Genomic DNA, 20298 nt, shown 5'->3' on the forward strand with positions numbered 1-20298 from the left:
TCCACGATCAGCATCCCCGACCACCTGCTTCATGACAAAGCAGGCAGCGCAACAGCCAACCTGTAGGGGGTCAATTTTGGACGCCGATCCCCCGGCTTACGGGGTCAATTTTGCATGCCGAATGACAATTGATTTCCTGAATCGACCCGAAGCGAATGATTCACGCCATCGATAGCTGGGAAGGCACAGCCGCGGGATCCGACCGATTCGGAAAGACGCCGGCGTCTTGGCCGAGATCCCTACGGTAGCCTACCTCTGCTCATGCTGCTGATCCGAGCCCGGTGTCGCGGTCTGCGCTACGTCGCGTGTCGATCCGACTCGCGTTGAGAGCCAGTCGAACCGCTAAGCATCATCGCAGCAGCGCGACCGCCGGTGCCCGGCAGCCTGGGCAGCGTCAATCATCTTTCGATGCGGTGTGCGCGTGATAGCTGCATAGTGCGTTGTGCTCATAGTATTCTTCGGCGCTAAGGCCGGATCCGCAAACCGCGCAAGCGGCATCTTCTGGCAACGCAAAGTCGCAGGCCGCGCAACGTCCCTCCTCGATCACGAACGTTTCTTCGCTGCATTCCGGGCATGTCGATATCGGTGGCTCCCCGCCGTCTTTCACCGCGATGTGGGTTTCGCCGCCGAAGGTTTCATCGAAAGCCTGGCTGAGGACAGGCCCAAGTTCCGCCTCTTCGCCGCATGCGCTGCAGATCAACACAGCTCTCTGTTGCATTGTGTTCGCCGGATCGCGCTGCCGGATGAGCGCCGAGCGGCAGGACGGGCACGCAAAGTCGGAAAGCGCACGCGCTGCGGCCTCGGTCTCCCAGTCGATGTTTTCTAGCATCGCGCGACAGGTCTTCAGCTCCGCTTCAAACAAATCGGCGTTTTCTAGGAGTGCCGTCCAGCACTTCGACCCGAGAGTGGCCCGTGGATCTTCCTGCAGTGCTTCGACAAGCATTTGGCGAATGATAAGTAACGCGTCAGCGACGGCTTGGCGTGCCCGCTCTCGGCTACCCTTATAGTAGGAATGTTCCATGTGATTGCGGATGTCGGCCATCGCGTCGAAGCGCTTCCAGTCGAGGGATACGCCAAAGGCCTTGAAGCGCTTCTTGATATCGTCGACGCCGATGGTATTGCGACCGACAGCTTCGATCGAAACCTCGCCCTTATCGTTAGGCTGAGGCTCGAAGCGCTGGGCCAGCAGGATTTCATCATCCGGGGACAGTCGCCGGAGCTTCTCCTTGCAGAGAAGCAAGACGCCGGCATGGACATTGCGCACCGCCGAAAGCACGCGTCGTTCGTCGTTCCTCAAGAGGTCCTCGACGCCGATCTGAATTGTTTCGACTGCATTGGCGAATAATGTCACGATTATCACTCCCACAACCGATCGTTCCGTTGGCGGACGACGTTAAAGCTCCGGAAGGCCAATCGGGCTTTGTAGTTCGTCACCTGTGGCTGGAGAGACCCAAGAGCTTGTGCAACGTCGTCGCGGCTGATCGTGGAGCGATGACCGACAATCACCTCTCGCAGGGCGACCTGATCGTCGAACTCGATAAAATAGTGTCCGCTCGGATCTTGATCCTGCAATTGCGGAAACAGGCGGTACTCGTCTTCGTAGCTCCAATGCTCGAACTTCGTTGTCAGAATCTCCGTCACGTGGGCCTGCGCCTTCGGCCCCTCGGATTTCATGGCTGACGGCCGCGCCAGCAATCGTTCCGAGACGTAGGTGACTTTGTGCGCCTGGGCGCTCACTTCAAATCCTAGACATATTCCCCGATGCCGATCGGCGTAGTGACCCCACTGCACCGGATTGTTCCAGTTGGCGCTGAAACAGACCAAACCCATATAATCGTTGAGCCCGTCTTTGAGGCGCTGATAGCGCCTGCGCAGACTTGCACTCTTCGTTGCGGCTCCGAGAAATTCGAACGGATCGTTCAGTTCGTTGATGCGCCCGACCTTGATCCGCCGATGACGGATGTTGAGGAGGCCGTATTCCGCGTTCAGGAAATGATAAAGCCGCATCGCTCCCCTTCCATCGAGAGGGCGATCAGTTGCCGTGCCATTGGCGCGCGTATGGTCGCGAGCTTCATCATGCGCTCTTTTGCCCGGCGGTCCCGGACGGTCCTGGCGCCGTCGTTCGGGCAGCCGGATCACTCTTGCGCGCCTCCCAGGTCGCGACAAGAAACGTCGCCATCGCGCCAGCGAGATTGACTGCCAGCTCTGCGTGCCGCGGCTGTGGTCTTGCGCGCTTCGGCCCAGGGCTGTGCGCATCACTGAGCTTATTGCGCAGTGCGCCCAAGGACTCGACGACAGACTGGCAGCTTCCCAGGATCTGTTTGAAGACCTGTTCCGTGTGGTCGTCGGGTGCGAGTTTCAGGACTTTGGCGAGCTTGCGATAGAGGGCAGGCAGATCGTCGGCCTCCTGCCAGGTCTCACCCGCCTGATGGAGAATCCATTTGCAGACGTCTTCGAGCAGAGTGCGTGCCAAGGTAATCGCGCCAGCCGGCTCGGAGGCGCGCCGTTCCATAGCCATGGTCCAGCGCGCGTGCACCTGCGTCGGGTCGAAGGCGGCTAGCGTCGCGGAGATGCTCGCATCCGCTGGGGATCCGGTCGGCGCTGGCCGCACAGCGTAATACGGACTTCCCGAGACACGTCCCGCCAACGCCAAGGTGTAGCCATCGTGCCGCAAAAGGCCGTCGATCTTCTCGGCCAGTTCAACTTGCTCAGCCCCTGAAAATGCATCTGGCGCCGTCACTGCGGCGAGGAATTTGAACAGCTGCGCCCGCGAGCACGTCAGCAAGCCGAGCGTCTCCAGTACGTCACGCTGGGTCAGGTCGTCATTGCGGATGGTGTGCCGATGCAGATAGTCCTCGAGAGACACCTCAGCACTCGGGTGGGGCGCACGGAGCGAGGCGATGGGCCAGAGGCTGCGGATCAGCTCCAAGTCGTCGATCTCTCGCGCGAGCGGACGGCCTTCGAAGAGAGCGATCAGGCGGCGTCGGGTCAGGGTCGTCACCGCCGGCTCCCCGATTTCGTCGATTTTGGCCAGTTGCTCGCTGAGCTGGAAATGGCTCTCCTCGGCGACAAGTTGGCGTGTGCTCGCGACCACCTGTTCGGCCGAAACCTCCATGAGGCGCTTGTGCGCGTATTTGAATTTACTGGAGAAGGCCTCCTGATCATCGCCATCGGCAAGGTTGAGGCGTCGGCACAGGCCTGGCACGTCGTAAGCTTTGGCGTCGGCGATCGCGGACGCCAATAGCTGACGGAGCTCCTTGATCATCGCTGGAGGCAAAGATGCTGGCATAGGGCATGACATTATTCGTTTTGAATCGGCCATCCTAAAGGATTCCCCAAGCCCGATACCGTCCTCGCCCGGTCGCCTCACGCAATCCGAGCTTGCTCACGAGGTCCTGGGCCGCGCGGGGAGTGATCTCCAATTCCTCCGCGATCATGCCGGCCGAGACGATCGGGCGGGTCAGCACATAGTCGAGCAGCGCCGGCAGCCGGGAGGTGGAGCGGCGGCCGGCGAGTTTGCGGGCCAAGAGGGTGCGGGCGGTCAGCCAGCGGTCGTGGTCCTTCAACCCAGCTTCGGCCGCCGCGGCGATCGACTCGAGCTGAACAGCAAGACGCCCTGCCCTGCCGCTCGGCCGCCGCCGCTCGCGCGGGATCGCCTTGAAGCCGTCGTGCAGGCACGGAAGGTGCGCGCGCGTCTTCCCCCGCTCGCGCAGCAGCGCGGCCGCCAAAAGTCGGCCGAGCCACGGCGTGTGCTGCAGCGGCGCGAGTACGGCCCAGGCGTCGGTCGCGACCGCCGCCGCCAAAGTCGGCGGCAGGTTGCGGGTCTGGTCGATGACGACGCGCCACGCATCGATGCGTTCGTCTTCGTCCCAATCGAGATCGTAGACCAGTGGGTCGCGCTCGGGAGGGCGCGCGGTTGCGTTCTCGGCGGCGAGGGTGCAGTCGACTTGGGCGATCGCGGCGTCGACTGCGGCGAAGACGTCAGCCAACCGGTCGTCGGTTGGGGTCGCGCGAAACGGCTCACTTGAATCAGTCTCGCCGTCCCCTTCTTCCAGATCGCGAGTCTCATCCGCTTCCTCATTCCGGTCGCCCGTTTCTTCTTCCCATCCGCCGCGCGCTCCCCGGCCCCGCAGTCCGGCGAGGCCGGCGGCCGATAGCGCCCAGTCCGGCTTGGCCGCGGCGATGCGCCGCCGCGCGCGCAGTATGGCGTGCGCGCGGGTGAGTTCGTGGGTCGGGGTACGGACGTCCATGCCGGCGTCGTGGAGGACGAGGTCGTCGAGGTGGACCAGTTCGCCCTCGAGCCACAGGCCGGCCGTGGCATCAGTATAATGTGTGCGGGCGATCCAGCCCTGCCGGATCGGGCTTTTGGCCAGCCGCTCATCGAGCCGGGCCAAGGAATCCTCGGCGGCGGCGAGCGGGCCGGCGATCTGGGCCCAGGGCAGCGGATCGGGAATTTGATAGTCGGACGGCAAGGCTTTGATAACCTTAACTGGAATCAGACCAACGGAAGCTATCACGCAGTTGGCTTCCGTCATAGTGCTGTCTCCTCCCGCACCCTTCTGACTATCGATAATTACCCCTTATCGATACGGTTGGACGCACGCGCGCAAATCAGCGAGTCTGGCGGCCCGGAGCCCGGCAAATCACGCTCGCCGGGCTTCCCATCGACGAGAGGACGCCGCCGCTGCCAGCCCCCTCCCCTGCTCCGGACGCCTTCGGCTGCGCTCAGGTGTCGTCGACCTCGGCGTTCAGGTGCTCGAAGCCAGGCGCCATCTCGCTGGCTTCGATCGCGGCGATGTCGTCGTCGGTCAGATCGAGGGCGCGGACGGCCCGACGATCGAGGTCGGCCGCTTGGCTTTGCCCGGCCGAACCGGCCGCGTCAACCGCCGGCGGCGGCATATCCTGCTTTGGCGGAGTGGCCATGATTGCTTCCTTCCATACGCGCTCGATCTTCGCGGAACGACGCCCTCCCGCTCGTCCTGCCGGTATTCAATCCATGGGACTGAGGTGCGACCCTCTGCCCCTTCTCGGATATCGCGGAAAACCGCGCGAAAAAATATGCTAGACTGTTAATCGAGGTGACCCAATGACCGATTTTGCCCGCATCAGCCAAGACCCTGCCGTGATGGGCGGCAAGCCCTGTATTCGTGGCCAGCGTGTCACCGTCGGCATGATTGTCGGCCAAATAGGCGGCGGCCGCAGCATCGAAGCGCTGCTCGCCGACTATCCCTATCTTGAGCGCGAGGACGTGCTGGAAGCCCTCCGCTATGCGGCCTGGCGCGCCGAAGAGCGGGAGATCGATCTTCAGCGCGCGTCCTGATGCGGTTCCGGATCGACATGAACCTGTCGCCAAACTGGGTTTCTTTTCTGCAGGAAGCCGGGCTTGAGGCGACGCATTGGTCGCGCGTCGGCGCGGCCAACGCGCCAGATCGCGCGCTGATGCAATGGGCCGCCACCCATGACCATGTCGTCCTGACCAATGATCTCGATTTCTCGACAACCCTGGCGGCCACGGGCCGCCGAAAGCCGAGCGTCATTCAGATTCGCGCTGACCTCCTGACACCAACGGCGATCGGCAGCGCCCTCCTCCGCGCGATCGCCCAGACAGAGCGCGAGCTCGCGGAGGGTGCGTTGGTGTCGATCGATCCGCAGCGTGCGCGCGTGCGCATTCTTCCCCTCGCCTCGTGATGGACGACCTCCTCACCGATCACCCCCACTTCGACTCCGCGACTCGGCGCGCGCTGCAGCTCGACGCGCTCTCCGCGATTCTGCCGATGGAGCGGCGCGATCGGCTCGCCGAACTGCTGACCGACGATGACGTCGCAACGCTGAAGCATCTCGCGCGCGAGGGCATCGGCGAGAACACGCTGCGGGCGCTCGCCTCCGATCTGGCCTACCTCGAGGGTTGGGCGCAAGCCGCTACCGGCGCGCCGCTGCCGTGGCCGGCGCCGGAAAGCCTGGCCCTGAAATACGTGGCGCATCACCTCTGGGACCCGGCCAAACGCGAAACCGATCCCCAGCATGGGATGCCAGCCAAGGTCGCGGCGGACCTGCGGAAGGCCTTGCTGCTTCGCACCGATGGCCCGCATGCGCCATCGACGGTCAAGCGCCGGTTGGCGAACTGGGGCACGCTGCACCGCTGGAAAGGGCAGGAAGGTCCGTTCCACGCGCCCGGTCTTCGCACAGCGGTCAGGCTAGCGGTCCGGGCCAGCAGCCGGCCGCGTCAGCGCAAGAGCAAGCGGGCCGTCACCCGCGACGTGCTCGACCGGTTGCTCGCGACATGTCGCTCCGACCGTCTCGTGGACACCCGCGATCTGGCAGTCCTGCTCTTGGCCTTCGCCTCCGGCGGTCGCCGGCGCAGCGAGGTGGCGCGGCTCCGGGTTGAGCAGATTAGCGACGAGCCCGCGGTGCCGCTCGATCCCAAGGACCCCCAATCGTCAACCTTGCCATGCGTGGCGATCCAGCTCGGCCGCACCAAGACCGGAGTCGCGGACGAGGCGGGGAGGGTGCTGCTGGTTGGACCCCCGGTCGAGGCGCTGCGCGAATGGCTTGAGCGCGCCGACATCGGCAAGGGGCCGATCTTCCGCGCCATCGATCGCTGGGAGGCGCTCGAGGAGCGGGCGCTGACACCGCAATCAATCAACCTGATCGTCAAGCGGCGCTGCGCGATGGCCGGTCTGGAGCCGAGGGAGTTTTCGGCCCACGGATTGCGCGCCGGGTATCTCACAGAAGCGGCCCGGCAAGGCGTCGCGCTGCAGGAGGCGATGCAGCAGTCGCAGCACCGGTCCGTCCAGCAGGCGGCGAGCTATTACAACGAGGCGGAGCGGGCGCAGGGCAGGGCGACGAAGCTGTACCTTGGCTGAGCACGATGCTTGGCCAATTCAAGAATGTTGTCAGCAGACAACAGTGAAGGGAGCCCCGATGTTGTCTGCTGACAACAAATGCGTCGCCGAGCTGCCGGCCAATCCGGCATTAACGTCTCGTTAACCCATAATTTGTTGCCGCGACTCGGGAATCGTGTCTTCCTTTGAGACGGACAAATACCGTCTGACGCAAAGAAACCGTCTTGAGCCCGGGAAGATGAGCATCATCGAAGCAGAAAGCGAGACGGCCTGCGCGCGCATAAAGCGACATGCAGGGATTCTATCCGGCCAACTTCGGTCGCTCAGCACAACACTGTTTCCCCCGGCCGCGAACAAATCTCTCCGTTCTTTTACTTCTGGCGAGGCCGCAAAGATCGCGCGCGTATCCGACGGATACCTCAGGCAGCTCTCGCTGGACGGCCTCGGTCCGATCCCGTCCACCGGTCATGGCGGCCGGCGATCGTACACACTGGCGCAGATCAACGAGCTGCGCGCGTACTTAGCAGACGCGCGTCCACGGGAGCGGCTTGAGTTCTTCCCCCGACGCCGGGAGGGCGAGAAACTGCAAGTCATCACCGTTGCGAACTTCAAGGGCGGTTCGGCGAAAACAACCACGGCCCTCTATCTCTCCCAATATCTCGCCCTGGCCGGATTTCGGGTGCTGGCCCTCGATCTCGATCCCCAGGCGTCTCTCTCAGCCATGTTCGGTTATCAGCCCGAATTCGATATCGGGCAAAACGAGACAATCTATGGGGCCATCCGTTACGACGATCAGCGCCGGCCGATGCGTGAGATTGTTCGCTCGACCTATTTCGACGGAATTGGCCTGGTGCCGGGCAATCTCGAATTGATGGAGTTCGAGCACCACACCCCCCGCGCAATGATCGAGCGTCGAGAGCGCGGGCATGAGCTTTTCTTCCGCCGCCTAGCTGCTGCGATCGACCAGGTCGCGGACGACTACGACGTGGTCGTGATCGACTGCCCCCCCCAACTTGGGTACCTGACGATGGGGGCGCTCAATGCCGCCACCGCCATGCTCGTGACGATCCATCCGCAAATGGTGGATGTGGCTTCAATGAGCCAGTTCCTGCTCATGACGTCGGACCTCATGTCCGTCATCGAAGAGGCCGGCGGCCGCCTAGATCATGACTTCATTCGCTACGTCATCACGCGTCACGATCCGAACGACGTTCCGGAAGCCCAGATCGTTGCGCTGCTGCGAAACCTCTTCGGCGCGGACGTACTGCAAGCAACGGTGTGGAAGTCGACGGCCATCGCCAATGCCGGTCTAACCAAACAATCGCTCTACGAGCTCGACCGCGGATCTGTGGGGCGAGGGGCCTACGATCGCGCGCTGGAATCGGTGGATGCTGTCAACGCCGAGATCGCACAACTGATGAAAAAGGTGTGGGAGCGATGAGTAAACGCACTGATACGATCAAGAGCCTGTTTACTGCCCCTCACACCGTCCCGTTGTCCGCTGACAACAATGCTTCCGCAGCGCCGGCGCGGGTCTCGGCAGGCGCCGTACGGTCGCTGAAGGATTCCTTCTCGGAGGTCGAAAAGGAAAACCAAGCGCTGCGCGACAAGATTGCCGCTGGCGCGACGATCATCGAGATCGAGCCCACACTCATCGATCCTTCTCCGGTCGCTGATCGTTTCCGCGACGACGATGCCAGATCCGATGAGGTTCTAAAACAATCGATCGCGCAAAGGGGGCAGGAGATCCCGATCCTTGTCCGCGAGCATCCGACGGCGCCCGGACGTTTTCAAAGCGCGTACGGCCATCGCCGCGTTCGTATTACGCGCGAGCTCGGCATTCTCGTGAAAGCGATCCTCAAACCCCTCTCGGACGAAGAACTGGTGGTCGCCCAAGGCCTCGAGAACGGCCCGCGCGAAGATTTGAGTTTCATCGAACGTGCGATGTTCGCAATTCACATCGAAGACGCCGGCCACAAACGATCGGTGGTCCAAGATGCGCTCGCCATCGATCGAGCGGAGGCATCAAAGTTGATCGCCGTTGCGAAGGCCATTCCCCACGACATTGTCGACGCGATCGGCAAGGCTCCGAAAATCGGTCGCGGCCGCTGGCAGACTTTATCGGAGCTGCTGGTGGACGCCGCGGCGGTGAGGCGGGCCAGGACCGCAATCAGCGACTCAACATTCGCCGGCAAAGATTCAGACGGGCGGTTTCTCGTGGCGTTTTCTGCGGCGAGTCGGCCGAGCGCCAAACACGCATCCAAGCGCGGCCGCGCGGCCGCGGTCGTGTCCGCCAACGGACAGAAAATTGCTCGGGTCCAACATGTCGACCGCGAGCTGAAACTCTCTATCGACAAGACGGTGCCCGCAACGTTCGCGGACTTTCTCGTCGATCAGCTCCCGCACTTGTTCGACACTTTCTCCAAGTCGACCGAGCGCCAGGAGGTCACCGAGGCCTAACCGCCTCATCCGTCAACCACTAACCAGGAGCAACGCGGCAAAAGAAAAAAGGCCCCCGAAACGGAGTTCCGGAAGCCTTCTCTTCAAGTTTGGCGACTGACAGAGAATCACTTTCGCGAATCGCAGTCAAGAGTCTCCACGCGATTTGATCGCCGTTTCGGCGAGCGGATTTTCTTTGCCCTGAAGAGGCAAAGACATGCAATCACATCCTCCAACGACGCCCTTTGGGCGGCGATCGCTGACGCTTGCCCATGTCGCGACCCAGATGGTGGCCACTACGCGACCACCTGAGAAGGTCGTTCACAAATGGAAGATTTTTCACGCCATCTGCACGGCGCGGCCGCGTCTCGGGGTCTCCGAGCGTTCGCTCTCAGTGTTGAACGCGCTCTTGACCTTCCACCCCGAGACCGCACTCACGGGGGAAGACGATCTGATCGTCTTCCCGTCGAACCACCAGTTGTCGCTGAGAGCGCATGGAATGCCGGCATCGACGCTGCGGCGGCACCTCGCGGTTCTGGTCGACGTCGGCCTGGTCGTTCGGCGCGATAGTCCGAATGGCAAGCGCTACGCCCGCAAGGGCAGCGCCGGCGAGATCGAACTCGCTTTCGGCTTCGACATATCGCCACTGGTTGTGCGATCCGAAGAGTTCGAGAGCCTGGCGGCCGACATCGAGGCAGAAGCCAGGGCACTCAAACTTGTCCGCGAGCGGATCACGCTGTGCCGGCGCGACATTGCCAAGATGATCGCTACCGGCATTGAGGAAGGTGTCCCGACGCGCAGGGGAGGGCAGGGGCCGGCCGACTGGCAGGAAGTCCATGTCGCGTTCCGCTCGATCATCGACCAGATTCCACGCACCGCAACGAGGCAAGAACTCGAGCCGATCGCCGAAGAGCTGTCGCAGCTGGCGGATGACGTCCTCAATCTTCTGGAAACACACATCAAATCCAAAGATTCAAGCGCCAATGAGTCCCATACCGAGCGCCACAAACAGAATTCAAATACAGACCCCTTTACTGATCTTGAACCTAGCCTACGAGAAGGCATGGCGGCGAGGGCTGAGCCAAAACCTCAAGCACCGAGGATGGCGGAAGGGACCTATCCGTTGGGAATGGTGCTGAGCGCTTGCCCCGATATTGTCGATTACGCCAAGGGCGGGATTTCGAACTGGCGGGATTTCCTCGCCACCGCCGCGGTGGTGCGATCGATGCTCGGGATCAGCCCCAGCGCCTGGGAGGAGGCGCAAACCGTGCTGGGCGAAACGCCGGCCGCGATCGTTGTCGCTTGCATCCTGCAGCGCGGCACAGCGATCAGATCCGCCGGCGGCTACCTGCGCGGTTTGACGCGCAAAGCCGAGGCCGGAGAATTCTCGCTCGGGCCGATTTTGATGTCGCAGATCAATTCGCACCTCCACGAAAAGCGGCGGGCGTGACGCGATGACGACCTCACCTTCACATCCTCGTTTTGCCTCGCATTCTCGAGCTTGCGGCATGGCGGCACCTCACCGCGAACGGTTGATCACGCGACCCGAGAGCCGCGGAAAGCTGAAACTGCGTGGCCGTTCCGCGCGGCTGGGTCTCTCCGCCGCGGATCGCATCCGGGCCCGGAATCGCCAAGAAGATCTTACCCGGCAGCACGCGCCAGCGCTTCCGAAATGTCCTCCGGCGGGAGGTGCGCGAAGTGCCACGATGGTCCGCACGGCCGGCTGTTTCTCGACGTCGACCAAGGATGCGGTTGCGCGCGGTGATCGCAAGTCTTCCTCCGTCTGTGTTGTCGCTCCCGGTTGCATGGCTGGATACCCTATGGCCGTCGACGGCACGTCGGCCCCTGGAGCCAAGAATTTTCCCCTGCCGGTTCCCCCCGCAAGCGGGAACCCCGACCGGCATTCCTCGCGCATGCGCCTGCGGCGCCAAAATTCGTGACTCCGGCCGGGGCGCAGCGCTGCGCTTGCCCTCCGCTCGCCTCTGGCGGCTCCGGCTCTGTTTCGTCTTTCCGGCCATTACGGAAAAGCCATCGCAACGGGCACAGCCCACAAGATGGAGAGAAACAATGCGCAATATCGCCGAATTCACCCTCATTGGTCGGGTCGGAACCATCAAGCAAGTCGGCAAGACCGTTCGCGTCAGCATCTGTGCCAACTATCCCTTCAAGGACGACAAAGGTCAGTGGAAGGATGACGCGCACTGGAACGAGGTCACGATCTTCACGAAGTCGATCCAGTCCTACGTGAGCGAGCACGTCAGCAAGGGCGACCTGGTCCATGTGCGGGGACGGCTCCGGCAGAACAGCTTCGAGCGCGACGGCCAACGGATCTACACCGTCGATCTCATCGCTCTGGAGGTCGGCCGGCTGGCGCAGACCAGCGAACGCGCCGCCGCGTAGTGAAGAGTGGGGAGGCTTCGGCCTCCCCATCTTACGCAAGCTTTTTTCCGGACCGCTACGAAGGAAGTTTTCGCGATCGGGTTTGCCGCGCGAGACCACGGTCGGCCCGATTTTTCTTGCCGATTGCCGAAACCAGGTCATCGTAGTTGACGCCGCTTTTCTTGAGAGCGCGGCGCGCGTCTGTGACTTCGAAGCCGAGAAGCTCAAGCACGCTCATGTTCAGGCTGGAGGCAATCCGCTCCATCGTTCGCAGCGTCGGATTGCCGAGGCCGCGTAGGATCGTGTAGTAGGTACCACGCGCCAGCCCCGTCTTTGGCAGGAAGGCTTCCATCCCGCCGTTTTCGATCTCGAGCTGTTGCAGTCGGATCGCCAGCATCTCATTCAGAATCGAATGATCGACGGGTAGCGGCTTGCGAACAGGCGGCATCGTTGACTGGCTTTCGGGTCCACGGCAGGAAAACGACGGAGAACATACACGAAGCCCGAGGTCCAGTATATTGGACGTTGGAATATTCACAGACAAGTCCTTGAAACGACTCACTTGGCCGAGCGGAGCTCCTGCATGTCGCCACGATGTCCTCTGCCGCCGCTGGCAAGCGGCCGCAACAATGTCAAAGGATCGACGCCCGCCGCCTACGTTAGACGGCGACCGCAACATTCAATATAATAAACATATCAGATTCAACCGGTGCGTTCGGACAGGAAACGCCCGGCTGAGCCGGGTCTTTCGAGATTGAGCGGTCTGGCGACGCCATCCGCACTTCCTTTGACTTCATCAGGACCGCATCAACCATACGTCCCATCCTCGGCATCAACCCGAGTGGCCTGTGAAGAAGCCTGCACTGCGATGGGCGAGGGACCAGCCAGCAGAGCGCTCGCCGCGATCCTGCAGCGCGGAACCGCGATCAAGAGCCTGGGAGGCTATCTCAGGATCCTGGCCCGGCGCGCTGCAACCTGGCGAGTTCTCGGTCTCGCCGATGCTGATGGCGCTACGCCGGCGAGAGCGCGGAGCCCGCGACCTAAGACAGTCCCTGCTCTTCCTTCCCGGACGATGTTTCGTAGGGTCATCCGCCTGTCTGCCTTGCGTATCGCTGCCCCGCAGATCCCTTTTGTGCAATCCCGGCCGTGAGAGGCGGTCAGGTTTCGCGCGGGGGCGGCAGGCGTCCGATTCGTTTGAGGTGATCGTAGACTATGCGGTCGATGATGCGAAGCGGCTGCGTTCGCTCCTCGGCGGCCATTTGACGAACCACTAGGTCGATCGCATCGGGGAAGCGTAACGCATAAGGCCGAGACGACGATCGCTCGCCGTAGGCGTCGAAAGGATTTCGATCTCGGGCTTTCGAAGGGCGTGGCTGTTTGCGTGTGGAAACATTATCCGCCGGAGCGGATTGCGGCTGTGCTGCGATGATCTGATCTTCATACGCCGGCGTCACGACAACCGGCTTGGCCGCGAGAGCGTCCGGCGCCGCCGAGTTGACCCGATGGGCGCGGAACGCGTCGCGGGGCAGGGGAGGGCGATCTGATTTCGGTGCCGAGGCAGAATCCGTCATGCTGCGCTATTGCCTTGGCCGGCGCCCTGGCTTGCCGCGAGCAATTCCCGGACGACCTGGTCGGCATTGTAACGGGCCTTCCGTATTGATTCGTCCTTATCATTCATCTGGTACAACGTGCCGTGACCGCTTGTCATGGTTCGATACGTGATGCGCCGGTAGAGCGCATTGGCGCAAACCGGAACCTTTTCCATATCGAGATAGGCGACAACCTCTTTAAGGGGGCGCGTGTTGCGGTCAAGACTGTCATATTCGTTGAACAGAACGCGATGTTGGCTCATCGGCAGCTTTGAGGTCGACGCGTGCTGTTCGAGATTGCGGATGGTGCGCACAACCTGCGAGGCGTCGAAGGTGTGCACCTTGCAGGGCAAGACGACGAGGTCAGCGCGCAGCGCCGACTGAATCAGCACCTCGCCATAGTAGCCGGGTGTGTCGACCACGACGACGTCGTAGCCATCAAGCCGATCGATCGCCTGGGCGAGGGTAGTCTCATCAGGCGCACGCACCAGGTCCACTCCCTGCGGGCTCAGGCCTCGCGCGACAGACGACGCATGCCATTGGTACGACGAGCCTTGGGGATCGGCGTCGACAATGGCGGCCGAATAGCCGTGCTTGGCGAACTCGCCGGCGAGGATGATCGCAACGGTGGTCTTGCCGCTTCCGCCTTTCGGATTGGCGACCGCGAAGATGCTCGGCAATTGCTTCCTCCTTGTCGCAGGTCCAATAAGCAGAAACGCAATGACAACATACAACATAATGAACATATGGCAATCCCTGCGTTGTGCCATTCCGGTAGTGCGAGATCGCGGTCTTGCCGGAGTGCGGTGTTGCGGAGATGCGCGATTACGCAAATGCCGTTCTGCCGCGTTGCCGGAACCGTGGAATGCGACGTTGATGGTTTGCGGCATTATGGTTTTGCGATTTTGAGGTTTTACCTCCTTGTCTCATTGCGGTTTTTCGTTTGTGTGGCAATCGCGCATGGGGATTGCGGTATTAGCGAAGCCCCACGGACGCGGTTAGCGACAGAATAGGGGTTCGCACGTGGAAAGGTCGTGCTGGGGCGCGAGCCCCACTTCTGCATTGAGTGTCTAACATTCAGTATATTAGATCTTGGTTGACAAGATACCGGTTTGTGGGCCAAACCGGGGGACGGCTGCTGGACGCAGCCGGAGAGCGCTGACGCGCGATGGCGGCAGAGCCGCGCGAACGGGAAGGGAAGGGACGCCGATGGTCCGCTCCGCCACAGTACCGCGACGCAAGCCGAGGCTTCGAACGGAGTTGTCCGAGGCGGACGAAGAGCGGCTGCAAGAGGCCGTCGTATTATTCGGCCTGCCGAAAGCCGAGGTGGTGCGTCGGCTGATCCGAGCGTCCGTTCAGGCGGGGCCAGCTCTATCGGCGGACAACACGCGCGCGGTCGTTGAGCTCGCGAGCCAAGTGCGGATGGTCGGCCGCAATCTGGCGCAGGTCTTGAAGGCCATTCATCGGGGGCAGGCGGTCCGCATCGAGGATACGGAAGCCGTTTGGCGGGGATTGCACGAGGTTGTCGCCGCCATCAACGACGAGCTCACCGAAATGACGGTTGCCTATGGGTCAAAGCTACGGCGGCAGGCGAAGCTTACGCTACCCGCGGGCGCGGGCGAGGAAGGGCGCGCATGAACCGCGCCGCACAGATCGCCTGGTGGGTGGATCAGGTCGAGGCGGCGCGGACTGCTGTCGGCACTGCCGCCCAGACCCGACGGCAGCCGAGGGGCTTCGGCGTGCTGGAAGAGGAGCCGAGCCGACGTGCAGCCCGCGTTGCGCCACTTCCCAAAGCGGCGCCCGCCGACCAGGTCATCCGCGGGCAGACCATCACAGGCGGCCGCGACGAGGAGAGGTCGCGGTTGCTGCCGGCATCATCCGCCGGAGGAGGAAGCCAAGGAGGAGCCGCGCGTCCCGCCACGCAGGCGCCGATCGCCGGGGGCTTAAGCGGGGGAGGGCAGGGCGCCGTCGGCCGCGCGCGCCAGCTCGCCGCCGGCTACCAGCCCGCTGTCATCAAGGTGCTGTCCTATGCGCGCGGTGTGACCCGCGTGACCAAGACCGGGCAGTACGTCCAGCGCGAGGACGTCCCGCTCGAGACCCACGACGGGCGCGTGCTGGCGGACGGGGAAGCCGTCGCGGACGAGGTGAAGGCCTGGTCGGCGAATTTCTCGAAGCGAGCGGAGAGCCAGGATGTCGGCGCCGTCCGCCTGACACTGCACGGCGTGAAGGACACCGCAGAGGGACGCGCGTCCTACGAGAAAGCGATCGCGGCGGGTTTTGCCGGGCACCGCTACGCCTACCGCCTGGATGCGACGTCGTCGGGCGAACTCGAGGTACGGCTCGTCGTAGCGTTGGCCGGTCCGGCGAAGGAGCGGTTCCGCGTCCGCGAGGAGCGAGTGGGAAACCAGGAGCACGGCTTCACCCGGAAACGCTTCGACATGGCGTCGGAAGGAAAGATCAAGGACCGCATCCACGCGGCGACCGGGCTCGCGGCGCAGGCGATCGGCGTGTCGCCCGGAATGACCAACCACGGCCGCAATGGCGTCACCTGCCGGCTCAACAGGCTGGTGGAGCATGGCGCGGCGATTGATGACCGCGGCAAGAGAGTCACCAACGTTGCCGACGCCCGGCTCGCAGCGCGCGAATGGGGACCGTCGTTGCGCTCGCAATCGGTGCGCGACACGATGCACCTGATGCTGTCGGCGAAGGCCGGCACCGACGCGGAGGCGTTGACCCGGACCGCACGGGCCTTCCTCCATGACAAATTCGCTGACCACAAGTTCATGTTCGGCATCCACGTCGACAAGGAGGCCGCCGGTCACATCCACGTCCACGCCGTCATCGCGCTGAAGAGCGAGTCCGGCCAGAAATTGCACCCGGGCCCGGAGACGTTCCGCGAGTGGCGAGAGGTCTACGCCCAACACGCCCAGGCGGAGGGGTTGCGCATCGTCGCGACGTCGGCGCGGGAGCGTGCATCGTCGCAGAGCTACGGCCCGAAGGACAAGGCCATCGTCGACGCAGCCGATCGACCTCGTCCGGCGCGCGAGGCGCGGGACAGGGCCTACGCCGCTGACCCCGCCAATCGCAGGCTCATCGACAATGCGCGGCAGCGCATCGCGGTTGCGCGATCCAATCCGATCCGCTTGCCCATCTCGCCGCCAGATCGCAAGGTCGTGAACGAGAGCGTGCTGGCCTGGCGTGCCGCCGCGGCCGAGCAGCCTGCAAACCGGCAAGCCAAAGACATGCTCGAGCGGCTGCTGTTAGCGCAGGCCGTCGGCGGAATTCTGCAGGCGATCGGGAAGCGTGTCGAGCATCTAACCAAGGAGGACGCCGCGATGGCGATCACATCGGAGCAGATGGCGAAGGACCTTCGCGTGATGAACGAGACGGTGTCCCGCACGAGCGACCTGCTCGACGGGCAAACCAAGCAGCAGTTTCGGGAGACGTCGGCGCGATATCTGGAAACTCTCGCGAACCGGATCGACCTGCAGCGGGTGCAGGAGCGAGCGATCCAGCAGCTGAGCCGCGCGGAGGTCGAGGCGATCGCCGGGGTAGATGCCGACAGGCTTGTCGCACGTGCCCAGGAGGTCCGCACGCAGGAGCGGCGCGAAACAGCCTTGGCGGAGCGTCTCGCTGACCGGGCCCTGAACGCGGAACGCGGGCAAGAGGCGCATACGGCGATGGACCCGATGTCGCAAAGAGAGCTCCGCGCCGAGAGGGGGGGCGTCGCCGGGTCGCAGCAGTCCGCCGCGAGCGAGGCTCGCGAGGCCGCGGCCGCTGTGGACTCAGCCCGCATGATCGCCGAGCACCCCGGCCAGACAATCCCTGCTGCGCTGGTCCAAACGGACGCGCTCGCGAAGCTTCGCGCTGAGCAGGAGCGCATCGCCCAGGAGTTGGAAGCTGCGAAAGGCGACACGCAGTCGATCAAAGGCCAGCGGCAACGGTGACCGCTTGAATTTCAGCGGATGATTTTCGGCGGATCGTCTTGCCAATGAGGTGAGCCCCGCGGTCATGACGTCGAGCCTCTGCCTTCTGGTCTCAAAATCAGGGGGTCACAGGTTCGATCCCTGTCGCGCCTACAACCAAGTATTTGTTTTAGCTGACGAATTTTATTTGATGTAAAAAGCCCGCCAACTGCGGGCTTTCTCGCATTGTTTAATTGGAGGTCCCGCGATTGGCGGGCTTTTCCGTATTTTGATCTGCGGGGGCGCGGTCTCTGTGACCCGTCTGGGGTGGTTTTGGGACCCTGTCTCTGCGGCGCAATTTCCCGTTCCTGGGAATTGGGCGTGCGGGATAGGTGCGGTTACCGGTTCTCAGAATCGGGAGCGCCTGTGGGTACCAAGCCGAGGCGCCTCATCTGCTGTGACCATTCAGCCGGCGCATCGCGGAGGGCAGCAACACCGATCCCGCGCGGGAAAACGTCCTTCTACGGCTGCTGTGACAAGGGCCGGTGCCAGGAAGGCGAGGGAGATGGTCATATTGATATGTCGGGTGCTGCAATGTTGCCGAGCGGCAAGGCTTTCGATCGTCTCGCGGCCGTCGACGATCTCCTGAAGCCAATGGCGGCCGCGGCCGATCGCTCGGATCAGAGCCGACCGGCGTTCGGCCTTCATCGGCCGGGCGCGATGCTCTTAGGTATTCGCCGGCAGCAAGATCTTTCGGGCGGGCCTTGATGGCTCTTCCAGGGCACGACGATAGTGCGCGAGATGACAGCGCGGTGTTCAGCCGGATCGGGATCGTGGCTCTGGATCCCTTGATGATCGGTTTCGCCGGACCTCAGATTGATCGCCAGCTGGTTCCTGCGAACCTCAATTCGGGTGACAAAACCGCTCAAGCGTGTTTCGAGACAACGTTTCGTTCGAAAGCGGTTCATTGATGTCCGTATTGGCCATGACCGCTCTGGAGATCGTGGCTTCGAGCTCTGACGCAGGCACACAGGTGACCCAACCGGCTCATCTGTGCGCCCCCGAATGCAGGGCGCCGATACGTAATAGCGATGTCGAACGCGGTCCCGACTAGCGTAGGTCAAGACCATCCGATGGCCGGCGTCATCAAACAGCAGCCCAGCAAGGAGCGCGCGGGTTCGGATACGTGTCGTCGTGCGATGTAACCACTGTTCGGTCAGCCTTTGTTGAACGGCCTCAAACAGTGTGCGGTCAAGCAGGGCAGGTTGCGACCCTGGGAGGATCTCGCCCTTGAAGCTGACTTCGCCGAGATAGAAGCAATTCCGTAGCATGTAAAACAACGGTCCCTGCGTGAACGGCACACCTCCTCGCGTTCCGCCTGACGCCAGCTTCCGGATCTTGGACTTAAAGCCTCGCTCCTTCAGATCCTTGACGAGGCGGTTGACGCTGCCGAGTTCCAGATAGCGCTTGAAAATCAGCCGAACGATATTGACCTCTTGCTCGTGAATGTGAAGCTGGCCGTCCTTGAGGGTGTAACCCAGCGGCACCATGCCGCCGACCCACAGCCCCTTGCGTTTAGAAGCAGCGATCTTGTCGCGGATGCGCTCCGAGGTGACCTCGCGCTCAAACTGCGCAAAGGAAACAAGGACGTTGAGCGTCAACCGTCCCATTGATGTGGTGGTGTTGAACTGCTGGGTCACCGAGACGAACGAGACGCCATGGGCGTCGAACAGTTCGACCAGCTTGGCGAAGTCAGCCAGAGAGCGGGTCAGCCGGTCCACCTTATAGACGACGATGATGTTAGTCTGCCTCCTGAAAAGTGGTCCTCCCTGAATTAGGCTATCAGCCGTTAGAGAGGACATTGGAATGCCCCAGAAGAAGCACAAGGCGGAAGAGATTGTCGCGAAGCTGCGCCAGGTTGATGTTTTACTTTCACAAGGCAGATCGGTTGGCGAAGCGGTTCGTTCGATCGGCGTGACGCAGTTCACGTATTACCGGTGGCGCAAGGAATTTGGTGGCCTGAAGGGCGACCAGGTGAAACGCCTCAAGGATCTTGAGAAAGAGAACGACCGGCTGCGCAAGGCAGTGTCGGACCTGACGCTGGAGAAGCTGATTCTGAAAGAGGCTGCCTCGGGCTCCGCGCAAGCGGCTGCGCAGCACAACTTCTGAGCCCCTCCCGCCGTCGCCGCTGCGTCGACCACGTCATGGTGAAGTTCTCCGTCTCGGAGCGCTTTGCCTGCAAGGTTCTCGGCCAGCATCGCTCGACCCAGCGCAAGAAGCCGCAAAGCCGACCGGATGAAGAGGCCTTGACGACCGACATCATCCGGCTCGCCTCCCGCTATGGCCGCTATGGATATCGCAGGATCACGGTGATGCTGCGGTCCGAGGGTTGGACGGTGAATGCCAAGCGTGTCGAGCGTATCTGGCGGCGGGAGGGGCTGAAGGTTCCTCAGAAACAACCGAAGAGAGGCCGACTCTGGCTGAATGACGGATCGTGCATCCGGCTTCGGCCCGAGCATCCAAACCATGTTTGGTCCTATGACTTCGTCGAGGGCCGGACCCACAATGGCAGGAAGTTCCGCATGCTCAACATCATCGACGAGTTCACCCGAGAATGTCTGGCGATCCGGATTGATCGCAAGCTCAATTCGACCGACGTCATCGACGTCTTGTCGGACCTGTTCATCCTACGCGGCGTGCCCGGCCACGTTCGTTCTGATAACGTCCTAAGAGCGGAAGGAAATAGAGAAAGCAGTCAAAGTCTCTCTGTACGCCAGCATGCTCTCGCAGCATGACGCTCGTCAAGTTGCAAGGTCGAACCAGGCGGCTTCCACGAGTAAAGGAAAAGATCTCGTCCATAGCAAACACAGGGTACGCCGATTGCGGCCCTCACCGTCCTCAACACGAGCTTCTGATCCAGGTGGAAGACCCAAACATTATCTACAGGGTCATCGAAGCGATGCCCTCACGGCCCTAACTGACAGAGGTTCTTCCACCTGGCACCCGCCCCTCAACGAAGGGCCGGTAGTCGGAATCGCCTTTGACTGTCCGTCGTCAGAACATTTGGCGCAGATGGCTGCTTGATTTAGCGGAGTGTCGGCCTCTGGTTGGTGATGTTAAGCGGCGAGCTTGCGGTGTTGCAAG

General features: G+C 62.4%; 19 protein-coding genes and 2 pseudogenes. 12 read left to right on the plus strand and 9 right to left on the minus strand.

Annotation, left to right across the window (positions count from 1 at the left end):
- Positions 1 to 394 precede the first annotated feature (394 nt).
- Positions 395 to 1042 carry a hypothetical protein gene (locus B2M20_RS18195; RefSeq protein ID WP_139372957.1) on the minus strand — a complete coding sequence of 216 codons (648 nt, stop codon included), beginning with the start codon at positions 1040 to 1042 and terminating at the stop codon, positions 395 to 397.
- On the opposite strand from B2M20_RS18195, the gene B2M20_RS19320 reads away from it, so the two are divergent.
- Positions 1022 to 1345, plus strand: coding sequence for a hypothetical protein (locus B2M20_RS19320; protein WP_158081567.1), 324 nt, complete (start codon positions 1022 to 1024; stop codon positions 1343 to 1345). The two genes, B2M20_RS18195 and B2M20_RS19320, sit on opposite strands and share 21 nt — an antisense overlap.
- An 11-nt stretch (positions 1346 to 1356) precedes the next feature.
- On the opposite strand, the gene B2M20_RS18200 is transcribed toward B2M20_RS19320, so the two are convergent.
- The 4 genes from B2M20_RS18200 to B2M20_RS19910 form a co-directional block, all read right to left on the minus strand.
- Positions 1357 to 2007, minus strand: a complete 651-nt coding sequence (locus B2M20_RS18200) for a DUF2971 domain-containing protein (RefSeq protein WP_079448434.1) — start codon at positions 2005 to 2007, stop codon at positions 1357 to 1359.
- A gap of 67 nt (positions 2008 to 2074) precedes the next feature.
- Positions 2075 to 3265 carry an abortive infection family protein gene (locus B2M20_RS18205; RefSeq protein ID WP_079448435.1) on the minus strand — a complete coding sequence of 397 codons (1191 nt, stop codon included), beginning with the start codon at positions 3263 to 3265 and terminating at the stop codon, positions 2075 to 2077.
- Between the two features lie 58 nt (positions 3266 to 3323).
- Positions 3324 to 4517, minus strand: coding sequence for an RHE_PE00001 family protein (locus B2M20_RS18210; RefSeq protein ID WP_079448447.1), 1194 nt, complete (start codon positions 4515 to 4517; stop codon positions 3324 to 3326).
- 208 nt (positions 4518 to 4725) lie between these two features.
- Positions 4726 to 4923, minus strand: a complete 198-nt coding sequence (locus tag B2M20_RS19910; protein WP_201789042.1) for a hypothetical protein — start codon at positions 4921 to 4923, stop codon at positions 4726 to 4728.
- A 163-nt stretch (positions 4924 to 5086) separates the two neighbouring features.
- Between B2M20_RS19910 and B2M20_RS18220 the strand changes: the two genes are divergently transcribed.
- From B2M20_RS18220 to B2M20_RS18260, 7 genes are all read left to right on the plus strand, one after another.
- Positions 5087 to 5320, plus strand: coding sequence for a DUF433 domain-containing protein (locus tag B2M20_RS18220; protein ID WP_079448436.1), 234 nt, complete (start codon positions 5087 to 5089; stop codon positions 5318 to 5320).
- Positions 5320 to 5688 carry a DUF5615 family PIN-like protein gene (locus tag B2M20_RS18225; protein ID WP_079448437.1) on the plus strand — a complete coding sequence of 123 codons (369 nt, stop codon included), beginning with the start codon at positions 5320 to 5322 and terminating at the stop codon, positions 5686 to 5688. The genes B2M20_RS18220 and B2M20_RS18225 overlap by 1 nt, the downstream gene beginning before the upstream one ends.
- The gene (locus B2M20_RS18230) at positions 5688 to 6863 is read left to right on the plus strand and encodes a site-specific integrase (RefSeq protein ID WP_079448438.1); all 1176 of its coding nucleotides are present in this window, start codon (positions 5688 to 5690) and stop codon (positions 6861 to 6863) included. Before B2M20_RS18225 ends, B2M20_RS18230 begins: the two co-directional genes overlap by 1 nt.
- A 217-nt stretch (positions 6864 to 7080) precedes the next feature.
- The gene (gene repA, locus B2M20_RS18235) at positions 7081 to 8283 is read left to right on the plus strand and encodes a plasmid partitioning protein RepA (protein ID WP_079448448.1); all 1203 of its coding nucleotides are present in this window, start codon (positions 7081 to 7083) and stop codon (positions 8281 to 8283) included.
- A complete protein-coding gene (gene repB, locus B2M20_RS18240; RefSeq protein ID WP_079448439.1) occupies positions 8280 to 9302 on the plus strand; it encodes a plasmid partitioning protein RepB in 1023 nt (340 codons plus the stop codon). Before repA ends, repB begins: the two co-directional genes overlap by 4 nt.
- A 196-nt stretch (positions 9303 to 9498) precedes the next feature.
- Complete coding sequence (repC, locus tag B2M20_RS18245; RefSeq protein ID WP_079448440.1) at positions 9499 to 10731, plus strand: plasmid replication protein RepC; 1233 nt, start codon at positions 9499 to 9501, stop codon at positions 10729 to 10731.
- A gap of 617 nt (positions 10732 to 11348) precedes the next feature.
- Entirely contained in the window at positions 11349 to 11681 is a 333-nt protein-coding gene (locus tag B2M20_RS18260; protein ID WP_079448442.1) for a single-stranded DNA-binding protein, read from the plus strand.
- Positions 11682 to 11736: 55 nt separating this feature from the next.
- Here the strand turns inward: B2M20_RS18260 and B2M20_RS18265 are convergent, their stop codons facing one another.
- Complete coding sequence (locus tag B2M20_RS18265) at positions 11737 to 12108, minus strand: helix-turn-helix domain-containing protein (RefSeq protein ID WP_079448443.1); 372 nt, start codon at positions 12106 to 12108, stop codon at positions 11737 to 11739.
- 420 nt (positions 12109 to 12528) lie between these two features.
- Here B2M20_RS18265 and repC (B2M20_RS20465) point away from each other — a divergent pair, with 420 nt between their 5' ends.
- Positions 12529 to 12810 carry a replication initiation protein RepC gene (gene repC, locus B2M20_RS20465; RefSeq protein WP_244553592.1) on the plus strand — a complete coding sequence of 94 codons (282 nt, stop codon included), beginning with the start codon at positions 12529 to 12531 and terminating at the stop codon, positions 12808 to 12810.
- A 7-nt stretch (positions 12811 to 12817) separates the two neighbouring features.
- On the opposite strand, the gene B2M20_RS18275 is transcribed toward repC (B2M20_RS20465), so the two are convergent.
- The gene (locus B2M20_RS18275) at positions 12818 to 13231 is read right to left on the minus strand and encodes a hypothetical protein (RefSeq protein WP_079448444.1); all 414 of its coding nucleotides are present in this window, start codon (positions 13229 to 13231) and stop codon (positions 12818 to 12820) included.
- Entirely contained in the window at positions 13228 to 13929 is a 702-nt protein-coding gene (locus B2M20_RS18280) for a ParA family protein (protein ID WP_079448449.1), read from the minus strand. Before B2M20_RS18280 ends, B2M20_RS18275 begins: the two co-directional genes overlap by 4 nt.
- Before the next feature lie 529 nt (positions 13930 to 14458).
- Here B2M20_RS18280 and B2M20_RS18285 point away from each other — a divergent pair.
- Positions 14459 to 14887 (plus strand): hypothetical protein, encoded by a 429-nt coding sequence (locus B2M20_RS18285; RefSeq protein WP_079448445.1) that lies wholly within the window; start codon positions 14459 to 14461, stop codon positions 14885 to 14887.
- Positions 14884 to 17196, plus strand: coding sequence for a relaxase/mobilization nuclease domain-containing protein (locus B2M20_RS18290; RefSeq protein WP_079448446.1), 2313 nt, complete (start codon positions 14884 to 14886; stop codon positions 17194 to 17196). The genes B2M20_RS18285 and B2M20_RS18290 overlap by 4 nt, the downstream gene beginning before the upstream one ends.
- Positions 17197 to 17552: 356 nt before the next feature.
- On the opposite strand, the pseudogene B2M20_RS18295 reads toward B2M20_RS18290, so the two are convergent.
- A pseudogene (locus B2M20_RS18295) lies at positions 17553 to 18965 on the minus strand (recombinase family protein); the annotation flags it as partial.
- 55 nt (positions 18966 to 19020) lie between these two features.
- On the opposite strand from B2M20_RS18295, the pseudogene B2M20_RS18300 reads away from it, so the two are divergent.
- A pseudogene (locus B2M20_RS18300) lies at positions 19021 to 19877 on the plus strand (IS3 family transposase); the annotation flags it as partial.
- Positions 19878 to 20298: the final 421 nt, after the last annotated feature.

It is taken from the genome of Nitrobacter vulgaris (assembly GCF_002028545.1).
Lineage (GTDB): Bacteria > Pseudomonadota > Alphaproteobacteria > Rhizobiales > Xanthobacteraceae > Nitrobacter > Nitrobacter vulgaris.

Coding starts and splice junctions, on each gene's coding strand:
- B2M20_RS18260 (WP_079448442.1), top strand. CDS start 11,349: ATGCGCAATATCGCCGAATTCACCCTCATTGGTCGGGTCGGAACCATC.
- B2M20_RS18220 (WP_079448436.1), top strand. CDS start 5,087: ATGACCGATTTTGCCCGCATCAGCCAAGACCCTGCCGTGATGGGCGGC.
- B2M20_RS18205 (WP_079448435.1), bottom strand. CDS start 3,265: ATGATCAAGGAGCTCCGTCAGCTATTGGCGTCCGCGATCGCCGACGCC.
- B2M20_RS18275 (WP_079448444.1), bottom strand. CDS start 13,231: ATGACGGATTCTGCCTCGGCACCGAAATCAGATCGCCCTCCCCTGCCC.
- repC (WP_079448440.1), top strand. CDS start 9,499: ATGCAATCACATCCTCCAACGACGCCCTTTGGGCGGCGATCGCTGACG.
- B2M20_RS18285 (WP_079448445.1), top strand. CDS start 14,459: ATGGTCCGCTCCGCCACAGTACCGCGACGCAAGCCGAGGCTTCGAACG.
- repB (WP_079448439.1), top strand. CDS start 8,280: ATGAGTAAACGCACTGATACGATCAAGAGCCTGTTTACTGCCCCTCAC.
- B2M20_RS18290 (WP_079448446.1), top strand. CDS start 14,884: ATGAACCGCGCCGCACAGATCGCCTGGTGGGTGGATCAGGTCGAGGCG.
- repC (WP_244553592.1), top strand. CDS start 12,529: ATGGGCGAGGGACCAGCCAGCAGAGCGCTCGCCGCGATCCTGCAGCGC.
- B2M20_RS18265 (WP_079448443.1), bottom strand. CDS start 12,108: ATGCCGCCTGTTCGCAAGCCGCTACCCGTCGATCATTCGATTCTGAAT.
- B2M20_RS18200 (WP_079448434.1), bottom strand. CDS start 2,007: ATGCGGCTTTATCATTTCCTGAACGCGGAATACGGCCTCCTCAACATC.
- B2M20_RS18225 (WP_079448437.1), top strand. CDS start 5,320: ATGCGGTTCCGGATCGACATGAACCTGTCGCCAAACTGGGTTTCTTTT.
- repA (WP_079448448.1), top strand. CDS start 7,081: ATGAGCATCATCGAAGCAGAAAGCGAGACGGCCTGCGCGCGCATAAAG.
- B2M20_RS18230 (WP_079448438.1), top strand. CDS start 5,688: ATGGACGACCTCCTCACCGATCACCCCCACTTCGACTCCGCGACTCGG.
- B2M20_RS19910 (WP_201789042.1), bottom strand. CDS start 4,923: ATGGCCACTCCGCCAAAGCAGGATATGCCGCCGCCGGCGGTTGACGCG.
- B2M20_RS18195 (WP_139372957.1), bottom strand. CDS start 1,042: ATGGCCGACATCCGCAATCACATGGAACATTCCTACTATAAGGGTAGC.